Annotated in this window: 22 protein-coding genes; 6 read left to right on the forward strand and 16 right to left on the reverse strand. The window is 42.1% G+C overall.

All coding sequences use genetic code 11. The features are described 5' to 3' along the window. The first annotated feature begins 9 nt into the window (after positions 1-9). Together E3D81_RS06395 and rnhA are read left to right on the forward strand one after the other, a co-directional pair. Positions 10-552, forward strand: a complete 543-nt coding sequence (locus E3D81_RS06395) for an FUSC family protein (RefSeq protein ID WP_099366602.1) — start codon at positions 10-12, stop codon at positions 550-552. Continuing rightward, a complete protein-coding gene (gene rnhA / locus E3D81_RS06400; protein ID WP_099366603.1) occupies positions 545-1,051 on the forward strand; it encodes a ribonuclease HI in 507 nt (168 codons plus the stop codon). Before E3D81_RS06395 ends, rnhA begins: the two co-directional genes overlap by 8 nt. Here rnhA and E3D81_RS06405 read toward each other — a convergent pair. Further along, positions 1,048-2,553, reverse strand: coding sequence for an NAD(P)H-hydrate dehydratase (locus E3D81_RS06405; RefSeq protein ID WP_134776854.1), 1,506 nt, complete (start codon positions 2,551-2,553; stop codon positions 1,048-1,050). The two genes, rnhA and E3D81_RS06405, sit on opposite strands and share 4 nt — an antisense overlap. A 78-nt stretch (positions 2,554-2,631) precedes the next feature. Beyond that, entirely contained in the window at positions 2,632-2,898 is a 267-nt protein-coding gene (locus E3D81_RS06410; protein ID WP_180268466.1) for a hypothetical protein, read from the reverse strand. A 112-nt stretch (positions 2,899-3,010) separates the two neighbouring features. Between E3D81_RS06410 and E3D81_RS06415 the strand changes: the two genes are divergently transcribed. Beyond that, positions 3,011-3,739: an acyl-[acyl-carrier-protein] thioesterase gene (locus E3D81_RS06415; RefSeq protein WP_134776855.1), complete on the forward strand. Its 729-nt coding sequence runs from the start codon at positions 3,011-3,013 to the stop codon at positions 3,737-3,739. Between the two features lie 380 nt (positions 3,740-4,119). Here the strand turns inward: E3D81_RS06415 and E3D81_RS06420 are convergent, their stop codons facing one another. The 9 genes from E3D81_RS06420 to E3D81_RS06460 form a co-directional block, all read right to left on the reverse strand. Further along, positions 4,120-4,692 carry a gluconate 2-dehydrogenase subunit 3 family protein gene (locus E3D81_RS06420; RefSeq protein WP_245153301.1) on the reverse strand — a complete coding sequence of 191 codons (573 nt, stop codon included), beginning with the start codon at positions 4,690-4,692 and terminating at the stop codon, positions 4,120-4,122. Positions 4,693-4,703: 11 nt separating this feature from the next. Beyond that, positions 4,704-6,128, reverse strand: coding sequence for a Gfo/Idh/MocA family protein (locus E3D81_RS06425; RefSeq protein WP_134776856.1), 1,425 nt, complete (start codon positions 6,126-6,128; stop codon positions 4,704-4,706). 18 nt (positions 6,129-6,146) lie between these two features. Beyond that, positions 6,147-7,832 carry a GMC oxidoreductase gene (locus E3D81_RS06430; RefSeq protein WP_134776857.1) on the reverse strand — a complete coding sequence of 562 codons (1,686 nt, stop codon included), beginning with the start codon at positions 7,830-7,832 and terminating at the stop codon, positions 6,147-6,149. A gap of 12 nt (positions 7,833-7,844) precedes the next feature. Beyond that, positions 7,845-9,098 (reverse strand): nucleoside permease, encoded by a 1,254-nt coding sequence (locus tag E3D81_RS06435; RefSeq protein WP_099366610.1) that lies wholly within the window; start codon positions 9,096-9,098, stop codon positions 7,845-7,847. A 100-nt stretch (positions 9,099-9,198) separates the two neighbouring features. Continuing rightward, positions 9,199-10,125 (reverse strand): hydroxypyruvate isomerase family protein, encoded by a 927-nt coding sequence (locus tag E3D81_RS06440; RefSeq protein ID WP_134776858.1) that lies wholly within the window; start codon positions 10,123-10,125, stop codon positions 9,199-9,201. 29 nt (positions 10,126-10,154) lie between these two features. Then, positions 10,155-11,162, reverse strand: coding sequence for an FAD:protein FMN transferase (locus E3D81_RS06445; RefSeq protein WP_134776859.1), 1,008 nt, complete (start codon positions 11,160-11,162; stop codon positions 10,155-10,157). Positions 11,163-11,164: 2 nt separating this feature from the next. Continuing rightward, positions 11,165-12,478, reverse strand: a complete 1,314-nt coding sequence (locus E3D81_RS06450) for a Gfo/Idh/MocA family protein (protein WP_134776860.1) — start codon at positions 12,476-12,478, stop codon at positions 11,165-11,167. A 39-nt stretch (positions 12,479-12,517) separates the two neighbouring features. Continuing rightward, positions 12,518-13,483: a formylglycine-generating enzyme family protein gene (locus E3D81_RS06455; protein ID WP_134776861.1), complete on the reverse strand. Its 966-nt coding sequence runs from the start codon at positions 13,481-13,483 to the stop codon at positions 12,518-12,520. Between the two features lie 102 nt (positions 13,484-13,585). Beyond that, on the reverse strand, positions 13,586-14,500 hold the full coding sequence (locus E3D81_RS06460; protein ID WP_167554249.1) for an AEC family transporter: 915 nt from the start codon (positions 14,498-14,500) through the stop codon (positions 13,586-13,588). A gap of 57 nt (positions 14,501-14,557) precedes the next feature. Here E3D81_RS06460 and E3D81_RS06465 point away from each other — a divergent pair, with 57 nt between their 5' ends. Continuing rightward, complete coding sequence (locus E3D81_RS06465; RefSeq protein WP_245153302.1) at positions 14,558-15,694, forward strand: acyloxyacyl hydrolase; 1,137 nt, start codon at positions 14,558-14,560, stop codon at positions 15,692-15,694. Between the two features lie 306 nt (positions 15,695-16,000). On the opposite strand, the gene E3D81_RS06470 is transcribed toward E3D81_RS06465, so the two are convergent. The 5 genes from E3D81_RS06470 to E3D81_RS06490 form a co-directional block, all read right to left on the reverse strand. Continuing rightward, complete coding sequence (locus tag E3D81_RS06470) at positions 16,001-16,603, reverse strand: hypothetical protein (RefSeq protein WP_099366616.1); 603 nt, start codon at positions 16,601-16,603, stop codon at positions 16,001-16,003. A 30-nt stretch (positions 16,604-16,633) separates the two neighbouring features. Continuing rightward, positions 16,634-17,380, reverse strand: a complete 747-nt coding sequence (locus E3D81_RS06475) for a hypothetical protein (protein ID WP_134776863.1) — start codon at positions 17,378-17,380, stop codon at positions 16,634-16,636. Positions 17,381-17,464: 84 nt separating this feature from the next. Continuing rightward, entirely contained in the window at positions 17,465-18,298 is an 834-nt protein-coding gene (pyrF, locus tag E3D81_RS06480) for an orotidine-5'-phosphate decarboxylase (RefSeq protein WP_134776864.1), read from the reverse strand. 2 nt (positions 18,299-18,300) lie between these two features. Next, the gene (locus tag E3D81_RS06485) at positions 18,301-18,900 is read right to left on the reverse strand and encodes a TlpA family protein disulfide reductase (protein WP_099366619.1); all 600 of its coding nucleotides are present in this window, start codon (positions 18,898-18,900) and stop codon (positions 18,301-18,303) included. 2 nt (positions 18,901-18,902) lie between these two features. Further along, positions 18,903-19,646 (reverse strand): RluA family pseudouridine synthase, encoded by a 744-nt coding sequence (locus tag E3D81_RS06490; RefSeq protein WP_099366620.1) that lies wholly within the window; start codon positions 19,644-19,646, stop codon positions 18,903-18,905. Between the two features lie 76 nt (positions 19,647-19,722). Between E3D81_RS06490 and panB the strand changes: the two genes are divergently transcribed. Further along, the gene (gene panB, locus E3D81_RS06495; RefSeq protein ID WP_134776865.1) at positions 19,723-20,538 is read left to right on the forward strand and encodes a 3-methyl-2-oxobutanoate hydroxymethyltransferase; all 816 of its coding nucleotides are present in this window, start codon (positions 19,723-19,725) and stop codon (positions 20,536-20,538) included. 3 nt (positions 20,539-20,541) lie between these two features. Further along, positions 20,542-21,144 carry a hypothetical protein gene (locus E3D81_RS06500; protein WP_134776866.1) on the forward strand — a complete coding sequence of 201 codons (603 nt, stop codon included), beginning with the start codon at positions 20,542-20,544 and terminating at the stop codon, positions 21,142-21,144.

Genomic DNA, 21,144 nt, shown 5'->3' on the forward strand with positions numbered 1-21,144 from the left:
TTTGCGCTGATGACAGTATCGGACAAACAGGTTCAATTCATTAAACGAGCGGTCAGCTCTGCCCTTTTGATTTATATCATTCGATGCTTAATTGGCTTTGCAATTGGGTATTTACTATACCTAAAGTTTAAACAATTCGAAGTTTTCTGGGCCTTGTTATCGATAATCCTAGTGATATCTCCCGAAGAAAAGGATTCCAAGAGATTATCCATCGAACGTTTTAAATCTAATTTTGTGGGCTCCATTGTAGCGATGGGTTGTGTTTGGCTCATGCCCAAATCAGTTTATACCATCATGGTGGGGATAGTGATCACGATTATCTTCTGTCGAATATTTAAGATCATGAACATGGCGAGGGTAGCCATCGTCGCATTGTTGATCATCATGATCGAACCGCATCATACCCAATTGACCTTCACCCCTATCTATCGTGCATTAGCGACAGGATTGGGCTGTTTCATAGGCTTGGCCATTGTGATCATCACTTCAGGAATCATCCATTATTTAAAAGAAAAATACCATATCCAACAAAATCCGAACAGCAATGATTGAACTATATACTGATGGCGCTTCAAGTGGTAACCCCGGACCGGGTGGTTATGGAACCATTTTAAGAGCAGTTTATCAAGGTGCAAACCCAGAATTTCAAGGAAAACTTTTGGAAAAGGAATTTTATGGAGGATTTCGTAGAACAACCAACAACCGAATGGAACTTCTGGCGGTCATCGTTGGCTTGGAAGCATTAAAAAACCTGAACCAAACAGTCACTATTTTTTCAGATTCCAAATATGTGATCGATGCCATTGATAAGCGTTGGGTATACGGCTGGATGCAGAAAGGATTCCAGGGCAAGAAAAATAAGGATCTCTGGTTAAGGCTGATGAATCTATACAAGCATCACCAGATCAAATTGGTATGGGTAAAGGGGCATGCCGGACATCCGCTGAATGAACGGTGTGATCAATTGGCGGTTAAAGCATCCAAGGACAAGGCAAATTGGAAAATTGACTCTGTTTTTGAAATGGAAGAACAGAAAGGTTTGGACATCTAATCCTGTCGGACAATGTTCCAGACCTTTGGCAAGTAGTTTATCAGATCGCCAGCGATCATGCCTTCTTCACTTAATTCCGTACTTGCAAGATCTCCGGCCAGACCATGTGCATAAACACCTATCAATGCCGCTTCTAAAGCGGTGTAGCCCTGTGCTTTTAAACCCGCTAAAATTCCCGTGAGCACATCTCCAGTTCCACCCGTGGCCATTCCAGGATTTCCACTGCTATTAAAATACACAGTCCCCTCACTATTGATGACGGCCGTATTTGCTCCTTTGATAAGCAATACAACCTTATGTGCAATAGCAAAATCTACCGCCTTCATTAACTTATCTTCATCAGAATCCCATTCGCCGATCAAGCGTTTCAATTCTTTAGGATGAGGTGATAAAATACTATTTTCAGGCAAATGACCCAACCAATGGGGATTTAGAGCCAATAGGTTCAATGCATCAGCATCCAATACCAAAGCCTGATCTTTATCCAGAGATTGCAGGAACAAACCTAACCCCCTTTCTGTTTCTTCTGAGGTCCCCATTCCGATACCGACGGCAATGGCTTGGTAGGACTGTGGGAGCTGAAAATCACGAAGGTTTTCTTCTCCGGAGTCCATTATGACCATGGTTTCTGGATGGCTTATCTGCAGGATCTGATGGCCGCATGTAGGGGTGAGATTACTGACCAAACCGCATCCGGTTCTCAGCGCTGCACGGCTAGCAAGTATCACTGCTCCCATTTTTCCAAGACTTCCTCCAATAATACAGCCATGTCCATAAATCCCTTTATGAGAGAATTTGGATCTATTTTTCAGCAATTTCCTGATGTCTTCCTTTTCTAGGTAGTAGTAGTTGCTGCTTAAATCTTCTAAGGTTGCTTGGTCTGATTGGATGGGAATCAAGGTAAAATCCAGGACGTAACGTCCATTTTGCGGCATGAAAAAAGAAAGTTTGGGAAGTTCAAAGCTATAGACCCGATCCGCTTCTACAACAATAGGATTTTCTTCCAATGGAAAATCAACCGGCAACCCCGAGGGCATATCGATAGAAAGGACAGTTCCTTCAAATGCATTGATCTGTTCGATGAGATATTTCCAGGAATGATCCAGGCCTTTGTTTAGACCAAAACCAAACAGGCAATCGATAAGATAGGTAGATGTGTTTAGGACTAGGTGTTCATTTAGAGTAACCTTTTGGAATTCATCCAAAAGCTTTTGGTTCTCTTGATTATCCGCTGAATAGTCCACTGATTCCAATAGAAATACCTGTACCTTAATTCCTACTCCTCGCATCATCCTTGCCATCGCCAATCCATCGCCCCCATTATTGCCCTTTCCACAGAGGATACTAACTTCCGCTTGAAGAATATCCGGATAATCATGGAATATTGCTTGAAAAGCAGCAAAGGCCGCCCGTTCCATCAATTCCCATGAACTGATTTCTTGATTATGGATAGTGGCCAGATCAAGTTGTTTTAAAGCAGATGTAGAAAGAATTTTTTTCATGATTAAGGTTCTGGCTCAATGGATCAAAAATACGAGCTTTTATGGGGAAAGAAAAAAGAGAGGTTGAACCTCTCTTTTTTAGTAGTCAATTTCAATAAGCGATCTCAAAGGAATCAGAATTCCATTTTTGATCTGGATATATCGATCGGTTAACGACCAGACAGTAGTCTCAATGCGTTTTGGTCCATCCTCCGTATTAAAAACAATAGAAGTCTTCGACTTAAACTCATTACCTAATCGCAAGGCATTCTGCAATTTACTCATGAATGGTGCGCTGTTGTCGATTTCGGCGGGGATAAATCTAAATTTATCGACGTCTTCTTTTTGTATCAATGTTCCAATCATTATTATTTATGTTTATTAAGGTTAACGTTAATTTAGCCATTTAAATATATTTAGACAAGATTTTAAAGCAGAATATTAAATTAGTTACATTCGCATTATAATAAAAATAATTATGGGAATTTTCGAAAAGGAGAATTGGATGAACTTTACCCAATGCTATTCCAATGGGCAGGTAAAGTTTAGTGAATTGAATAACCTTTTACAATTAGCAGCGAGTGAACACGCGGAGGAAATTGGCTTTGGATACCGGGAGATGCTGAAGATCAAGCAGTCTTGGGTATTGAGCAGGATGTTGATCGAAGTGGATGCCTTGCCGAGATATATGGAGAAAATTACCATCCGTACCTGGATACAGGAATTTACTGGAACCAGGTCTTTAAGGAATTTTGAGGTGATCCAGCATGATAAGGTATTGGTTAGAGCATCCAGTTTATGGGTAGTATTTAATATGGCTACCAGAAGAGCTGATCATATCGCTATTAAGACGGATTATGATCATGTATTAGGGGATAGGTATAGTACTAGGGAGCAGGTTGCGAAAATAGATGGAAATATTGATTTTGAGAAGATTGCAGAGCATCAGATTAAATTATCGGATCTGGATATTGTGAATCATGCGAATAATGTGAAATATATGGAATGGTGTTTTGATGCGATGAATCCGAAGGAGGTTTTGGATGGATCGATCAAATCGTTGGAAATGAATTTTTTGAAGGAGTTGAAGTTTGGGGAGGTTGTGGATATTAATAAAAGTGAGGAGAAAGATGGTTATACGACCTTTAATATTGAAAAGGAAGGTAGGATTCATTTTTTAATGAAGGTGGGTAGAAGGAAAATTTAAACGTCATTGCGAGGCCAAACGTCATTGCGAGGCCAAACATCATTGCGAGGAACGAAGCAATCTATAAATCCGTCATTGCGAGGCCAAACGTCATTGCGAGGAACGAAGTAATCTTCCCACATGTCATGCTGAGCGGAGTCGAAGCATCTGTTCGTGAGTAACCGTACAGATCCTTCGACTACGCTCAGGATGACAAAAAGACTCCGCTCAGTATGACAATAAGACTCCGCTCAGGTTTACAAAAAGACAACGCTCAGGATGAGAAAGTTCAAAGATTGCTTCGTCGTACCTCCTCGCAATGACGGAAAAACCTCCTCGCAATGACGTATGGCCTAGCAATGACGGTGTTTAAGCCTTATCGCTTTACCAAAAACCTTTCCTTATAAAGCCCAGGCTTTATCCCCTTTTTTATAAGGATAAGCCCCATCATATTTTCCAGGGATCTTCACAAAGCGTAAAGCCTGCTTCATGCCTACCTCCGAAGTAAAGAAACCAGTTAAGGTCAATTGCTTCATCATCGTAAAGAAATGATTAGCTTCCTCTTCCTTCTTATTCTTTTGGTATTCTTTCGCCTCTTTATCCCACTTATCAACAAATTTCAGCTTTTCATCCGCAGTCAATTCATTGAAACCTTTTTTGAACTCATCCTGCGCACGTTTATCCACTCCGTTAAAGCCATCTAAAAATGCCTTTTGATCCTTCTCATCGTAACAATCACGGATCATTACCGGAATGAAATCACCTACGCCAGCTTCCTTAGCTCCAGGTGTGGATGTCTTGGGTAGAATAGCCTCCGCCAACTCACCTAAAAATGCAGGTGAATCACCTTCGAACAATGCCGCAACATCTTTAGATGCAGGTCTAGAACAGCCCTCCAAAAACAATTTGGAGCCAATCACCGTTCCGCCGACAATAAAAGCTACGCGTCTTAATGCTTCTCTTCTATTCATCATCTCTTTAAAAATTATAACGTATATTTAACTTCCCAACCTTGAGGGTACTCACGTTTCACAAACTGATTAACAATATCAAAGTTCGTCACTTTCATATTATCGTTATCCCATAACAACTTCAAGTTACGTCCAGGATATCTACCATCAATTCTTAGATCAGCACCACGAATAGCAAGGTTAGCCATCAATAAAGCTTCAGTCAATGGACCTGAAATCTCGAATGGAGCAGAAACTTCTTTCTTACCATATCCAGCGATACAAGCATCCACCCATTGTGCATAGTGTCCACCAGATTGTCCCGGTACACGTGCATATTTCTGTGCTACTTGTTCTGTTCTGGATGTTGGTAACAAACGAGCCTTATCACCATAGGTATCCGCAAGGATCTTTCCTTTCGTACCGACCATCAAGATACCATTTCCACCATCACCAAAGATTTCGTTTGCACCCAATTCTTCCGGACGAGCAGGCTGAATACCACCGTCCATCCAGTGTAAAGTAACCGGTCCAGCTGTTTTGGCAGTTTTCGGGAAAGTCATGGTCGCATGGCTCGAAGGTGGCGCACTTTCAGGGAAGTATCCGCGTTTGAACTCATCCACATATACCGAACCTACAGATGCCTGTACATCCTGCACATACGTTAGGCCCAATACCGAGAATGGAACTTCCAATAAGTGACATCCCATGTCGCCCAATGCACCTGTTCCGTAATCCCACCAGCCACGCCAGTTGAATGGAACCAATTTATCCACAAAATCCTTTTTAGGAGCAGTTCCTAACCAAAGATCCCAAGCCAATTCCTTCGGAATCTCCGCCTTTTGGGATGGCCAAGCAATACCTTGAGGCCATACCGGACGGTCAGTCCAACAGTAAACTGTATGCACATCACCGATCAAACCAGCTTCGTACCATTCTTTGACCAATCGAGGGCCATCATTTGATGCGCCTTGGTTACCCATTTGGGTTACAACTTTATATTTTTTAGCTGCATGTGTCAATACACGTGCTTCCCATACATCATGTGCCAATGGCTTTTGAACATATACGTGCTTACCCAATTGCATAGCAGGTAAAGCATGTAAAGCATGGTTATGGTCTGGACCAGAAACAGAAACCGCATCAATGTGTTTGTGTTCCTTATCCAACATCGTACGGAAGTCCTTATAATATTTCGCTTTCGGGAAACGTTTTACAGAATTTGCAGCACGACGGTCATCCACATCACATAGATAAGCGATGTCAGCCTTTCCACTTTTATAGAATTCGTTGATATCACTCTCCCCTTTTCCACCTACACCAATACCTGCAACCACCAATTTATCACTTGGTGCTGTAAATCCAGTACCCCCCAAAACATGTCTTGGGACAATGCTGATTCCAGCAGCAGCAATCGCTGTGTTCTTTAGGAACGTTCTTCTAGAATTTGAATTACTCATATTTTACGGTTTAGTTGTTTATAGATTTCCTTTTTTAAGCTCACTGACAGCAAAATCAACAGCTCTTGCCGTCAATGCCATATAGGTCAATGAAGGGTTCACACAGCCTGCCGAAGTCATGGAAGCACCATCCGTAACGAATACGTTTTTAGCATCCCAAACCTGGTTGTTACCATTCAGTACGGATGTTTTTGGATCACGACCCATACGTGCAGTTCCCATTTCATGGATACCCATACCGAAGTTGTAACCACTATCGTAGGTATACACATCCTTCACACCAATGGATTCCAACATTTCCTTCATTTCTTCGGTCATGTCTTTACGCATCTTGTGCTCATTGTCCTTGATCTCCATGTCCATCGATAAGACAGGTAAGCCCCATTTATCCTTCACGGTTTTATCCAAGAAGATCCGGTTTTCATGGTAGGGAAGGATCTCACCAAAGGCGGTAAAACCAACCCCCCAGTTTCCTGGCTCACACATCGCATCTTTCCAAGCACCACCAACAGCCATCTCCGCAATCTCACCCGACCAGCGGCCACGGCTTCCCGATCCTTGGTATCCAAATCCACGCACATAATCACGCTTTTTGGTATCTCCAGGAACATTCACAAAACGCGGAACATATAATCCTGTAGGTCTTCTTCCGAAGGTATATTTATCTTCAAAGCCTTCTACCTTTCCTCCTGCTCCCAAACGGAAGTGGTGGTCCATCGCATTGTGGCCCAATTCGCCCGAGCTACTTCCCAATCCACCTTCCCAAACATCGGTTGCCGAGTTCATCAATACCCAAGTGGAATTGAAAGCCGATGCACAAACGAAAATAACCTTGGCATAGAACTCATAGGTTTTATTTGTTTCCGCATCCACAATCTCTACCCCTTTTGCTTTTTGGGTATCCTTATCGTAAATGATCTTGGTCACGATGGAAAAAGGACGTAAGGTCAAATTACCAGTTTTCATGGCTGGTGGCAAAGTCGAAGACTGCGTACTGAAGTATCCTCCGAAATTACATCCCAACCAACATTGGTTTTGGTACTGACAATTGATACGCCCGGTATGTGGTTTCGTAATATTTGCGGTACGACCCATGATAAAGTGGCGATTACCACCATATTGCTTTTTAAGGCGTTCTGCAAGATCCTTTTCCACCACATTGAATTCCATAGCGGGTTGGAAATCGCCATCCGGCAATACATCCAAACCATCACGGTTTCCAGAAATACCAGCCCACTTTTCAGCATAACTGTACCAAGGTGCAATATCAGCATAACGGATTGGCCAATCTACGCCATGTCCATCCTTTAAATTCGCTTCAAAATCCAGATCCCCAAAACGGTAAGACTGGCGGCCCCACATTAAAGAACGACCACCTACATGGTATCCGCGGAACCAATCGAATCTTTTTACTTCGGTGTATGGACTTTCCTTCTCATTCACCCAAAAATCAAGATTCTTTTCATTCAATGGATAATCACGCTTAAGGACAGGATAATCTTCTTCCATCTGCTTGGTCCTTCCGCCACGGTGTGGGTATTCCCAAGTGTCCTTATTTGCATGATAATCCTTTACATGTTCAACGTTTCTTCCACGTTCTAACATGATTGTTTTCAGACCCTTTTCAGTTAATTCTTTGGCAGCCCAACCGCCACTGATTCCAGATCCAATAACAATAGCATCATATACATTATTCTCTACCATTATTGTTTAGTTTTATATAGTTTCAGATTGATTTTTCACGGTTTCTTTCTTGAAGAAGATCAAGAAGATAACGAATACCACAAATGCGATTACCGCAGGAACGATCCATAATTGGTTCCAGAATTGTGGAAGATCAGTGGCTTTCAGATCTACATACATATCACTTACATAACCCGCAACCCAGAATCCGATCAATTGACCAACCCCATAGGTTGCCAAAGTGATCAATCCTTGCGCCGCACTCTTATATTCTTTTCCTGCTTTCGAATCGGTATAGATCTGTCCGGATACAAAGAAGAAATCATAACAGATACCGTGCAGGGCAATACCTAACAACAGCATAAAGGTAAGCTCGCCTGCATCACCAAATGCGAACAACAGATAACGCAATACCCAACAAAGCATACCCAATAAGATGGTATTCTTAAATCCAAAACGGGTAAAGAACACCGGCAATAACAAAAGACATAAAGCCTCGGAGATCTGTCCGATGGTCATCTTTCCTGTCGCATTCTCCAAGCCGATTTCCGTAAGGAATGGGTTGGCATATTGATAATAGAATGCTAATGGAATACAGATTAGAATAGAACAAACAAAGAATATAAAGAAGTTTCTATCTTTCAATAGTTTGATGGCATCAAAGCCAAGCATTTTACTGATGCTCTCCTTGCCTTGACCAGCCTCCACTTTTGCAGGTGGCGTCTTAGGCAGGATAAAACTGAACAGACCTAAGATTAAGGAGGCAACAGCAGCCATCAGAAATGTATTTTTTAATAAACCTTCTTGAATTCCAGCCTCTGAATCCCATTTAAATAAGTAGGAAATGGATAATCCGGCCACGATCCAACCGATGGTTCCAAACATCCGGATAACGGAAAATTCCTTTTCAGGATTCTTCATCTGTCGGAAGGAAATGGAATTGACCAAGGATAGGGTCGGCATATAGAGGATCATATAGCCCAATACATACGGGAAAAAGTTGGCAATGGAGTCGCTATTATATAATTGCCACATTAAAAAAGCGCCTATCAGGTGTAGAATACCCAAAATGCGCTCAGCATTAAAATAACGATCGGCAATCATACCGATGATGAATGGTGCAATGATCGCTCCCCAAGATTGGGTAGAGAACACATTGGATATTTCCAATCCAGATGCTTTAAGGGTATTTCCCAAGAAAGTACCCAACGTTACAAACCATGATCCCCAGATGAAAAACTCCAAGAACATCATGAAGGACAATTTAAACTTTATAGATGAAGTCATTATTTAAGGTTTATTAAAAAGTAACTAATTAAAGATAGCGATATAAAATCAATATCAAAATTTAATAACGAATTTGTTTCAATACTAAAACCCTTTAGCATTAGAAGGAGTCTACCTCTCTGTAGGCTTTCACAAGGGCAGTTTCGCCTTCTTTCCCGCCTTTGGACATGCCATGTTCCATGCCCACAATCCCTTTGTAACCTTTTTCATACAACCATTTGAACACATTTTTATAGTTGATCTCTCCGGTAGTTGGTTCTTTTCGGCCTGGGTTGTCCCCTACCTGTATGTACGCGATCTCACTCCAACAAAGGTTCATCAGATTGATCAAATTCCCTTCGTTCTTCTGTTGATGATAAGCATCGTAAAGGATTTTACAGGATGGGCTGTCTACCGCTTTACAGATTTCATAAGTTTGATCGGTAAAACGTAGGAAAAGGTCTGGGGTATCGCTAAGAGGTTCTAGGACCATCGTAATACCATGTGGTTCAAATATCTCAGCTCCACGCTTCAATCCTTCGATCACATTGGCCGTTTGTACACCCAAAGGTAGGTTCCTAGCGTAATCACCTGGTACCACGGTCACCCACTTGGCATTACAGCGTTTGGCAATCTCCACCGAATCACGACATCCCTTCAAGAAAACATCAATATGTTCCTGTTTTCCCGCGGCTAATGTATTCGCACCATTTCCGCCCTTAGGGACTACAAAAACACCCATACGCATGCCTAATTTCGCCAACAGATCACCGGCTTTTTTCTGGTCCTCCACCGAACGACCCGGCATCCCATTATCCTCGATGCTACGGAAACCCAATTCGTGCATATACTTAATTTCATCTAAGAAATTTTTTCCTGCAGTAGCGCTGAACATGCCCTGATGTGGAGCATAATCCAATTTAAAAGGCTGATTGGCTGACGTCATGGTTTGAGTTGATGTAGTTGATTCGTTCGCTGCTAATTTACTTGACAATAATGATCCGCCCACTAATAGTGATCCATTTTTCAAAAAGTCTGATCGTTTCATGTAAGGTTTAGTTTATAATTTTTTTCTTATTAATCGGTTATAAGATAGCTCTTAAATCCAGAAGAAAAGGCTTCTTTTACTTGCCCGGCCTCTTCGTAGATTAAATAAATATCCATTTTATTTTTTTTATTCGCAAATGCAATAGCATCGGAAGGTTTCATGGCCATGAATACATTGTCATAGGCATCGGCATCCATCGCATTTTCAGCAATCACCGTCACGGAAATAATATTCGATTGCAGTGGATAACCTGTTTTAGGATCCATATGGTGGGAAAAACGATACTTGTCTACCGTTCGGTATTTTTCATAGCTCCCAGAAGTGGTAATGGCTTTATCCTGGAGATTGATCACATAATCAGGAACAGCGCTGGCCTGTTCTGGTCGAGCAACCAATACCCGGTAGGATGAATCGTCTGGCTTCTTTCCGAAAGTCCTAATCTCCCCGCCTACCTCGATGATAAAACTGCTGATCTTTTTGCCCTTCAAGAAATCGTAAAGTACATCAACGGTATATCCTTGGGCAATTCCATTCAGGTCGATTTCAACACTTGGTAGCTTTTTAATCAATGTATTCCCTCTCCTTTTCAGCTTGTCCATCCCAACCACCTGAAGCGTTTGTTGAACCAAAGTGCTATCCGGAAGACCATCCTGTTTCTCCGTTCCAAAACCCCACAAAGCAACCAAAGGCTTAACCGTTATATCAAACCGCCCCTTGGATTCCTTATTGATTTTGAATGATTTTTTAATGACCTGAAGCAAGTGCTTGTCCATGTCGATCTTGCTGCTGGAAGCAAGATTAAAGCTGGATATCTTGGAATCCTGCTGATAAAGGGACATGGAAGCATCGATCACCCGGAAAATACTGTCGATCGATTCCACCTTCACCCGTGCTGCATCGGCATAATAGCTGATCGTATAGGTTGTCCCCTGCGCCTTGCCAAAAAGTTCAAAACGCTCTAAATCAGAAATTGGTTGTTGGCCATAAGCCGAACAACCAATTACCATCAATAGGATCGAACCTAAAATCCTCAACACTATTAAATATATTTTTCCACGTTGATACCAGGTACCGCTACTGGATAAAGACCATCCGCATTCGGAACAATCTTCGGCTGCGCATCAAATGAATATTGTGCCGGCATGATATCGATATTGGATTGCATTGCCTCATCCCATTTGATTACCTTTCCGGTATAACAAGCAATACGACCAATAATACCTGTTAAAGTACTGTATGCGCCATACTCTGCATTATCAAATTTATATTCTCCGTTGGCAATAGCAGCAAATAACTCTTTATGCTCTTGTTGGTAGGCATTCGGATTGCCTTTAGGATCATGACGATAGATTTCCTTTCCTTGCGCATCCCAAAGGACAGCTTGGTTTCCTGCAGAAAGGTAAACCCGCCCTTTTGTTGCCTGGAAGGTCTCATCCACTCGGTTGGAAATTCCCTCGAAGTGTCTACACTGACTGTAAACCACGGCGCCATCATCATAGGTCATTTCAATCGCGAAATTATCATAGATCTCTCCATAATCCTTTCCATCACGATGGGCCCTGCTTCCTGTTCCCTGGATGGAAACCGGATATTTTCCTTTGATCCAGTTGGCAATATCGATATTGTGAACATGCTGTTCTACAATATGATCGCCACACAACCAGTTGAAATAATACCAGTTACGCATCTGGTATTCCATCTCTGTTTGTCCAGGTTTGCGTGGTCTTACCCATACACCACCTGAATTCCAATATACCTGCCCCGACACCACATCGCCAATAGCGCCATCCTGAATGCGTTTGATTGCTTCCCGATAGTTTGTTTGGTAACGGCGTTGAAGTCCAACAACAACGTTCAATTTCTTCGCTTTCGCTTCTTTGGCAGCTTCCAACACCTTACGGATACCTGGAATATCAGTAGCAACAGGTTTTTCCATGAAAACATGTTTTCCTGCTTTTACAGCTGCAGCAAAATGGTCCGGACGGAATCCCGGAGGAGTCGTCAAGATTACCACATCGGCATCTTTGATGGCGGCTTTATAGCCGTCAAAGCCTACATATTTGCGGCTATCCGGAACATTGATCTTGTCCCCAAATTTCTCTACTAAGGTTTTATGAGTAGCATCCAAGTTGTCTTTGAAGGCATCTGCCATCGCTACCAACTGGATATTTTGGCCTGAATTGAAAGCATCAAATGTTGCGCCTGTCCCGCGACCTCCACAACCAATTAATGCCACTTTGATCACATCGCTTCCCGCAGCGAACACTTGTCCCACAGAACTTGCAGTTAAAACTGTTGCGCCTGCCAGTGCTGAAGAAGATTTTATAAAATCTCTACGTTTTAAACTTTCCATTTAAGGTTTAAATTGAGTTAATGAAATATATTAGGTTGATTAAAAATCCTTGATTGGAGCCTTATCGTAATAAGCCATAATCTCCTCATGGCTAGGCTGCTTAACAGGTCTTACTAAACGCATCCCTACAAATGGCGCCTCTGGGAACCACCAATTCGATTTTGGGATCTGAGGATCCAACTGCTTCCAGAAAGGATCTGAAAAGTGACGGGCAGCAGACCGTAGATCAACCGCTTCACTTTCATAAGAACCGCCACGAACGGAATGTGCGTATAAAGTAGTTGGCACATTCACCGGATTATCCGCAACTTTCCCTTCAAATTGCTTGTAATAATCTTCTTGATATTGATCATAGGTCCATTCGCCTACATTGCCATAGATATCGAATAATCCCCATGGATTTGCCTTCTTCTGTCCTACTTTCGCTGTTTTGCCGCCACTGTTGTCTTTGTATACGGCAAATTCACCTAACTTGCTGGCATCATCGCCAAAGAAATAGGCCGTTTTACTTCCTGCTCTCGCAGCATACTCCCATTCCGCTTCTGTTGGAAGGCGATAGAACACCCCTGTCCTAACGTAAAGCCATTTACAGAATTGAATAGCATTATAATGGGTCATCGCCAAGGCTGGTTGTCCATCCTTGCCATAGCCAAAAGTCATATCCAAATACGGTTTGGTCGGTCTGGTCACTGCATCTACGTTGGCAGGCACCTTTCCACCATCCGATTTGGTAACTTCGTAATCTTTATATAAAAATGGTTCGAAAATATTCCAGGTAACTTCATAGGTACCCATCCAGAATGGGTCAATTTTTACTTTGTGAACAGGCTTTTCGTCAGCTTTAGCTGATGTTGCACTCCCCATTTCAAATTCACCGCCAGGGATGGCTTCCATCGTGAACTCCAGACTAGTTCCATTAATTTTTTGTGTGAAACGCTCATGTTTAGTTTGAGCCTGAGAAATCTGCATTCCTGCCAATAAGGCAAAGAATAGTACTTTTTTCATAAACTGTAATGAATAATCCTTAAAATAAAAAATGACTAAGTCTAGCTTGATTAAATTGCAATAAAGATAAGTAATATCATATAATTATTGATAACAATTCGGTTACAGTAAGAAAGAATTCAAAATTTGATACCAAAAATAGGTGCTTAGCAAACTAATTGGGATACTCAAGCCGATCACACTGTTGCCTAATTTAGCATTCAATTTGAATTGGTTGATCACGATACTGGTGGCTACCAAACTCGGCATCGCCATTTCAAAAATAGAGATGCTGATGATCTCCCCTTTTGCCGACAAGGCCATGGCCAGCCCAAAGACAATAGCTGGTGCAAGGAGCAATTTATAGATTAGGGCATAACAGATCTGGAGAACCTCACTTTTTTGTATGGCAAAGTTCAATTGAAGCCCAATGGAAAATAGGGCCACGGGAGATACTGTAGATGCTAAAACAGAAAAGAAGTCATCCAAGGGACTGATATCGATCAATTTGGGAATGGTCAAAGCCAACAAACAGCCGATCAGCGGTGGGAAGGTTAAGACACGTTTTAAAATAAATGCTGCCCCCACTTTCTTCTTAGGCTTGAGCGCGCCTTTTGTGGCCAGTATGATCCCAATGGTCGACAAGAGAAAAAAGGTCATCTGGTCACTGACGATGCCGATGGGTAAACCCTCTACCCCAAAATAGGCTGTGATCAATGGAAAGCCAACAAAGGAGGTATTACTAAGCCCTCCCACCAACATCAGGGTATGGCTAGACCGCTTTGACAATTGAAGTTGCCTGCTCAGCAAATAGAAAAATCCAACACTGCCTAATAACACAATTAATGGACATAACATGGTAAACAACAAGTTATTATCCCATTTCAGATGAGGTAAAAATCGAAATGACAAGGCTGGTAGACCAAAATAGAGCACCCAGGCATTCAACGCCTTAAATCCATCCTTGGCCACCCAATTCATCCGCCTACTGAGCACGCCAGCAGCCAAACAAAATATGATGAGTATAAAATTGGACACAGCCAAAGTTATTACTATTTTTGGGCTCTTTATCATTAACTGTTATTGTTTTACTACGTGAGGCTATTTTTCTTATTCCTATCATCATTCCTAATCCCCTCTTTTCTTTTTGCTCAAGTAGAGGAAATCAAAGAAAAAATTGTAAAAAGCCCGTTGGTATTGGAATTTGAGATGGAGAACGGTGGGATATTGCAGCAAAAAGGATTAAAAAACACCACCTATGAGGGGGCATATTATAACGGTTTGAACCTTAAAGTAGGTTTTAAATCAAGGGCAAAAAGAGATCAATATTATCAGGTATATAATTATCCGATCTACGGTATCGGAATTTATTCCAGCACGTTCAACTCTCCTATTATCGGAAGTCCCTATGCGATTTATGGTTTTGTACAAACACCTATCTATCCGAAGGAAAACAGCAAATGGAGCTATGACTATCGTTTGGGGTTGGGGCTTTCTGGAAATTTTAAACCTTATAACGCACAGGAAAACCCTCTGAATCTAGTTATTGGATCGAAGAACAATGTGTTTATTGATTTGGGGATACGGGCGCAATACCGCTTGACAGACCATTTAAAAGTGGGAGCTGGATTGGCATTTCATCACTTTTCAAATGGGGCACTTGCACTGCCCAATAAAGGCGTGAATTTGATACCGGCTACGGTATCGGTTAATTATCAATTTAATCCGGATGTGAAGATCCATAGGGATTCTGTCCTGGAGCCTTTCAGCAAGAAAATCTATTATCATTTGAATTATGGGGTTGGTTTTAAGCAACTGCGGGATGATTTGGATCATCGTTTTTTCAAAACGACCTTGAGTGGGTATGCGAGTAGGTTTGTTTCCTATAAGTGGCGATTGGGTGCGGGGGTGGATCTCTTTTATTCTTCGTCTGGAAATGATGAAGAGATTGCTGGGGATAAGTCGGGGGAATTAGCATCCAAGTTGTCGGGAGGGCCTTCGTTTTATGTGGCGCATGTATTGAATGAACGATTGGTGTTGAATGGGAATGTGGGGTATTATATTCACAACCAACGGTTTAATGGGGAAATTAAGAAGTTTTTCTTGAGGGCTGGCGCGAGGTATTATGTGTATAAGAATTTAAATGCGGGGGTTTCTATTAAGGCGCATATGGGAAAAGCAGACTTTATAGAATGGACGCTGGGGTATACGTTTAATAGGGATTATAAGTAGGATTGAGTGAGGGGTCCGCGTCATTGCAAGGAGGTCGGTCCGTCATTGCGAGGAGGTCGGTCCGTCATTGCGAGGAGGTACGACGAAGCAATCTTTCTTTCCACTTGTCATGCTGAGCGAAGTCGAAGCATCTACATTTGGTACCCGAACAGATCCTTCGACTGCGCTCAGGATGACATGAAGGAAGATTGCTTCGTTCCTCGCAATGACGAGTTAAGATTGCTTCGTTTCTCCCAATGACGTGGGCCTCGCAATGATTAAAGATTGCTTCGTTCCTCGCAATGACGGGGGCCTCGCAATGACGTTCTACTTCCCAAATAAATCAAATAATTTCTTTCCGAAATTCTTATCCACCGTAATATAAGAAGGATAATAAATATTCTGCCCGGCAATATTAATCGAAGGCTTAATCTTCAGCGCAATAAACCCTTCCGACTTCTTATTAAACAATTCATCAAAGAAATTCTCAAAACCATTCTCTTTCGCCTTATTAAAAATATTAGCCTTAAAGGTCATCGGTACAATAGCACTCTCCCCCTGCCCTAAATTCACATTCTGATCCACCTTTCCCTCAAACAAAGGCGATCCTTGCACCTCAATAATATACTTAAAAGAATTAAAAGCCGCTTTCTTTACCTCCGGATTGGTAATCTTCAAATTCACCTTTCCTTCCAAAGGCAGTTCCTTACTGAACAATGCCACTGCCAATCCTGCCAAAGAAGAGATATTATAATTCCCATCTGCCCCCTTATACGACGAAAGGTTCTTTCCATTGAACTTCACCTGCTCCACCGAAGCTACATCATATTCACAATCAGCCAAGGCTTTTATCTGCGCCTTCTTGTTCACCTGACAGCCCGAAAGCAACAATACCGAACATAAAACAATTAAACCTGCTATTTTTTTCATATCCAAACTAGTTAATATAATTCCTAAATACTATTTCCTGCCAAAATTATAGATCAGCCCCAAGGTAAAAACCGCATTTCCCGGTTTTAAAAACTCATTGCTCATCAAGCCAATATTCCAGCCATTGGTATATTGCAATTGCAGTCCCTTGCTCAATTCCATCCGTGTAAAGAACACCGGTTCCACGAACACATTCTCCTCCAGAGCATGATCAACACCATTCAGCTTAAAACTATCCATTTTAATTCTGCTCAAACGAATGGCCGTCCCATAATTCAGACTCCGCTTCTTACCAAAAAGATTAATCTTGTTTTTCCGAGTCGATGAAAAATTCGCCTGAACAAAGATCTTGTTGAAATCCAGGTCCCTGGATTCCACCGGATCAGCCCCTGTAGTACTGGCTCTTTTATCCACATCCAACGTAGATCCCAGACCATAACCGCCATAAAATTCCAACACACTACGTTTGGACTTTCCGACCAAGGTATAATAGCCCAGCCCCCCTTCATAGAGGTATTGATTAAAATCATGATTACTGGATTTATAATCGCTGTAGGAACCATTGGCGATGATCGCTAGGTTATCTATGATGGCAACACCCGCATTTCCGCTAAGATTGCCCTTGAGGTTAACATGAGCTGCTAAATAACCCTCACCCTTATTATTGAACATCGGCGTTGCTGGAACGTTCGGTAGATAAACTGAACTACAACTGCTCAGAAACCCTACCCCGCATAACAACGCCAATGCCTTTATTGGAGATCTTTTAATATTCATAGTTGAAAATAGTCTCCCTACTCTACAAATTATTATGCCAAATCTTACAATTTTAACAAAAAGTAAGATTTTATTGGCGAAAGCTTAAATAATACCGTGCAATTCAAGCTGTTGCTGCATCTCCTTTTGAAGGATGATAGCCTCCTGACGCGCTCTTTCCGCAAAATCCTTCCCTTGAGAAGCATAGATGATCCCGCGCGTACTGTTCACCAATAAACCACAATCCTTGTTCATACCATATTGGCAAACATCAGCCAATGAACCGCCCTGCGCACCCACTCCAGGAACCAATAAGAAATGATCTGGAGCATGTTCCCTTATCTTAAGAAAAGCTTCCCCACGGGTAGCTCCCACCACATACATGATGTTTTCTGATGTACCCCAGGTATTCACCTTATCGATCACCTCCTCAAACAACTGCTTTCCATCCGCATTGTTGAAATTCTGAAAATCAAGACTTCCTTGATTAGAGGTAAGCGCCAGTACGATCGCCCATTTCCCTTTAAAATCCAAAAATGGCGTAACAGAATCTTCGCCCATATAAGGTGCAATCGTAATGGAATCGAAATCCAAACCCGAAACCTCCGGATTAAAAAATGCCTGCGCATACATCTTTGAGGTATTACCGATATCCCCACGCTTCGCATCAGCAATGCTGAAACAATCCTTTGGGAGTACCTCGCTGGTCTTCCTTAAAGCTTCCCAACCTTTCACCCCATAACTTTCATAAAAAGCGATGTTGGGTTTGTAGGCCACACATAGATCAGCCGTTGCCTCGATGATCGCTTTATTAAAGGCGAAGATCGGATCTTCTTCTTCCAATAGATGTGAAGGGATCTTGCTGAGATCAGTATCCAATCCTACACATAAAAAACTCTTCTTACGTTTTATCTGTTCAATTAGCTCTTGCTTGGTCATTTTTATTCGTTGATAAGCGAAATAATATAATCTTCAAATTCTTTGGTCGAGTAATCGGCCATACCCTTATGCTCAAAAACCCGGGTTCCATTTTTATTCAGCACGACCGTACTTGGGATCGCACCGCTCATCCAGGTATCAGGGATCTGGCTTTCCGGAAAATAGATCGGAAGGTTCAGGTTCTCTTTCTCTAAAAACTTTATGGCACCTTCTTGATCATGTTCGATCTCCACCAAAAGGAAAGCGATCTTATCGTTATCCTTGTACTTATCATACAATTTTTGGATGGAAGGCATTTCTGCTCGACAGGGACCACACCAGGTAGCCCAAAGGTTGATGAACACTACTTTTCCGCGCAGGTCATGCGTACTCAGGCGATTCCCTTGTTGATCCGAAATACTCATCGTCTCCGTCAGGACCATCGGACTTGCAGAGCCCTCGGTATTCACCTGGCCCTTTTCAATATTAGGTTTGAACAAGCCGATCTTCATCAGACCCTGTTGCATATAGGTACGACTTGTAGGCCATATCATTAAGCCTATTAAAATGGCAAAAACCACATAATAGGTAATATCTTTCTTAGAAACCTTCTTTTTTTCCATAATTAAGCATCAAATTTCTCCAATTGCTTCAGTAAGGTAGCAAAATCTTTAGGGTATTCCGCCTCAAAACTGTATTCTTTACCGTCAAGTACGAATTTCACTGACTTGGAATGAAGGGCAAACCTCTTCATGATCGGTTGTTCCTGCTGGTCTTTGGATAGGGTATATCCCCTTTTCTTGATCTGCGAAAGATATACCGGCTTCCCCCTATACATGCTATCCCCTACAATGGCAGCATGTTGTGTCGCCAAATGGATCCGGATCTGGTGCATGCGACCAGTGATCGGCTTGCATTCAACCAAGGTATAATGCTTGAAAAACTTCAAGCTATTAAAGATTGTTTCTGAAGGTTTTCCATTATACCGATCAATGGTAACATTCTTGTTTCCCTGATTGAGGATCGGAAGATCCACCAATAGGTTTTCAAAAACATGGGTACCATCGATAATGGCATGGTAAATTTTATCCACTCTTCTTTTTTCAAATTCAATGGACATCAATCGGTACGTTTCTGGATTCTTGGCGATCAATAAGATACCGGAAGTATCTTTATCCAAGCGATGGCAAACCTGCGCATCGGGATGGTATTTCTTCGCCAAACGTAAAATATTCACCTCTCCCCCTTCGCGAGCATCCAAGGATGGAATAAAAGGAGGTTTGTTGATGACGATCAGATTATCATCTTCGTGAATGATCAGGTCCTGAAATTTTGGATATTTAAAGTGATTTTGTTCTTGTGGAATCATCCCGCAAAAATAAGAATTAAACGGTAATTTTCTATTCCTATAAAAAAAGCTAATTTTGCAGGAAACGATAGAGCATATGTCAGTTAATAAAGTAATCAAGAGAGTTACCACATCCGCCTTGCGCGATATGAAACACCGGGGAGAGAAAATCAGTATGTTGACCTCCTACGATTATTCTACGGCCAAGATCTTGGATCAGGCCGGTGTGGAAGTATTATTGGTTGGCGATTCGGCAGCCAATGTTTTTGCAGGATTTGAAACGACCCTACCCATTACTTTGGATAATATGATCTATCATGCTGCTGCCGTTGCTAGAGGGGCTTCCCGCGCAATGGTCATCGCAGATATGCCTTTCGGCGAATACCAGGGTGCTACGGATGATGCCTATAAAGCAGCGGTCCGTATGATGAAGGAATCTGGAGTCCATGCCCTGAAGATGGAAGGTGGCGAGGAAATCATCGATAACATCAAAAAGATCGTTCAATCGGGGATTCCGGTATGTGGACACTTGGGCTTAACACCGCAATCCATCTATAAATTCGGAGATTTTGGTGTTCGGGCAAAAGAAGAAGCAGAAGCTGCACGACTGAAATCGGATGCCCTTGCGCTTCAGGAAGCCGGTTGTTTTGCCATCGTCTTGGAAAAAATCCCTGCCGAATTAGCTACAGAGGTTTCCAAAATGCTCGATATCCCAACAATTGGTATTGGTGCGGGTAACGGTTGTGACGGACAGGTATTGGTCGTAAACGACATGTTGGGCATTACCCAGGAATTCAAACCTAAGTTCTTAAGACAATATGTGAACCTGGCAGAGCAGATCGGGAATGCGGCGAAAGCTTATGTGGCTGATGTGAAGGCTGGCGATTACCCGAACGAGTCTGAACAGTATTAATCCATGCAAAAGTTCTTATTGATCATCGCCCTGTTGGGAATCCTTTTATATTTTATCTCCAATAAAATCATAAAGGCTGGGAAATCCATGGCCATAAAAAGACAGGCCAAACAAGGTTATGTATTGGTAGACAGCAATGAGCAATTGATCAATAAAGTCATAAAAAGCTGTTTATATAGTGTGGGTATTGGTGTAATCCTTTTGGCCATTACGTTATTTTTGGCGATGAAGGTCAAAATCCTATTGTTGATGCTTCCGATCAGCTTATACCTGATCGGGCAGATCCTGATCCTGAACAACCACCTCAAGTATGCCAAAGAACAGGAGATCTGGTTCAACCCGCAAAATAGTGATGTATTAGTGGAATGGACAAGCGGCAATCAGATCCGCTTCAACCTTCTAAGGGATATTCAAGGCATACGATCTGTGAAAGCTATCCAAAAAAATAATAAGGTGTTGTTTGGTTATTATGAACTCATCGTCCAGAACAACCCCTTGTATATTCCCTTTCTATTGGAGGAAAACCCACTTAATAAACGATTCTTTCAATCCATAAAGGATAACTACACCATCGCGCAAAAGTCTTCCCTCTTCCCCATGATCTAA

This window comes from Sphingobacterium sp. CZ-2 (genome assembly GCF_004526235.1).
GTDB lineage: Bacteria > Bacteroidota > Bacteroidia > Sphingobacteriales > Sphingobacteriaceae > Sphingobacterium > Sphingobacterium tenebrionis.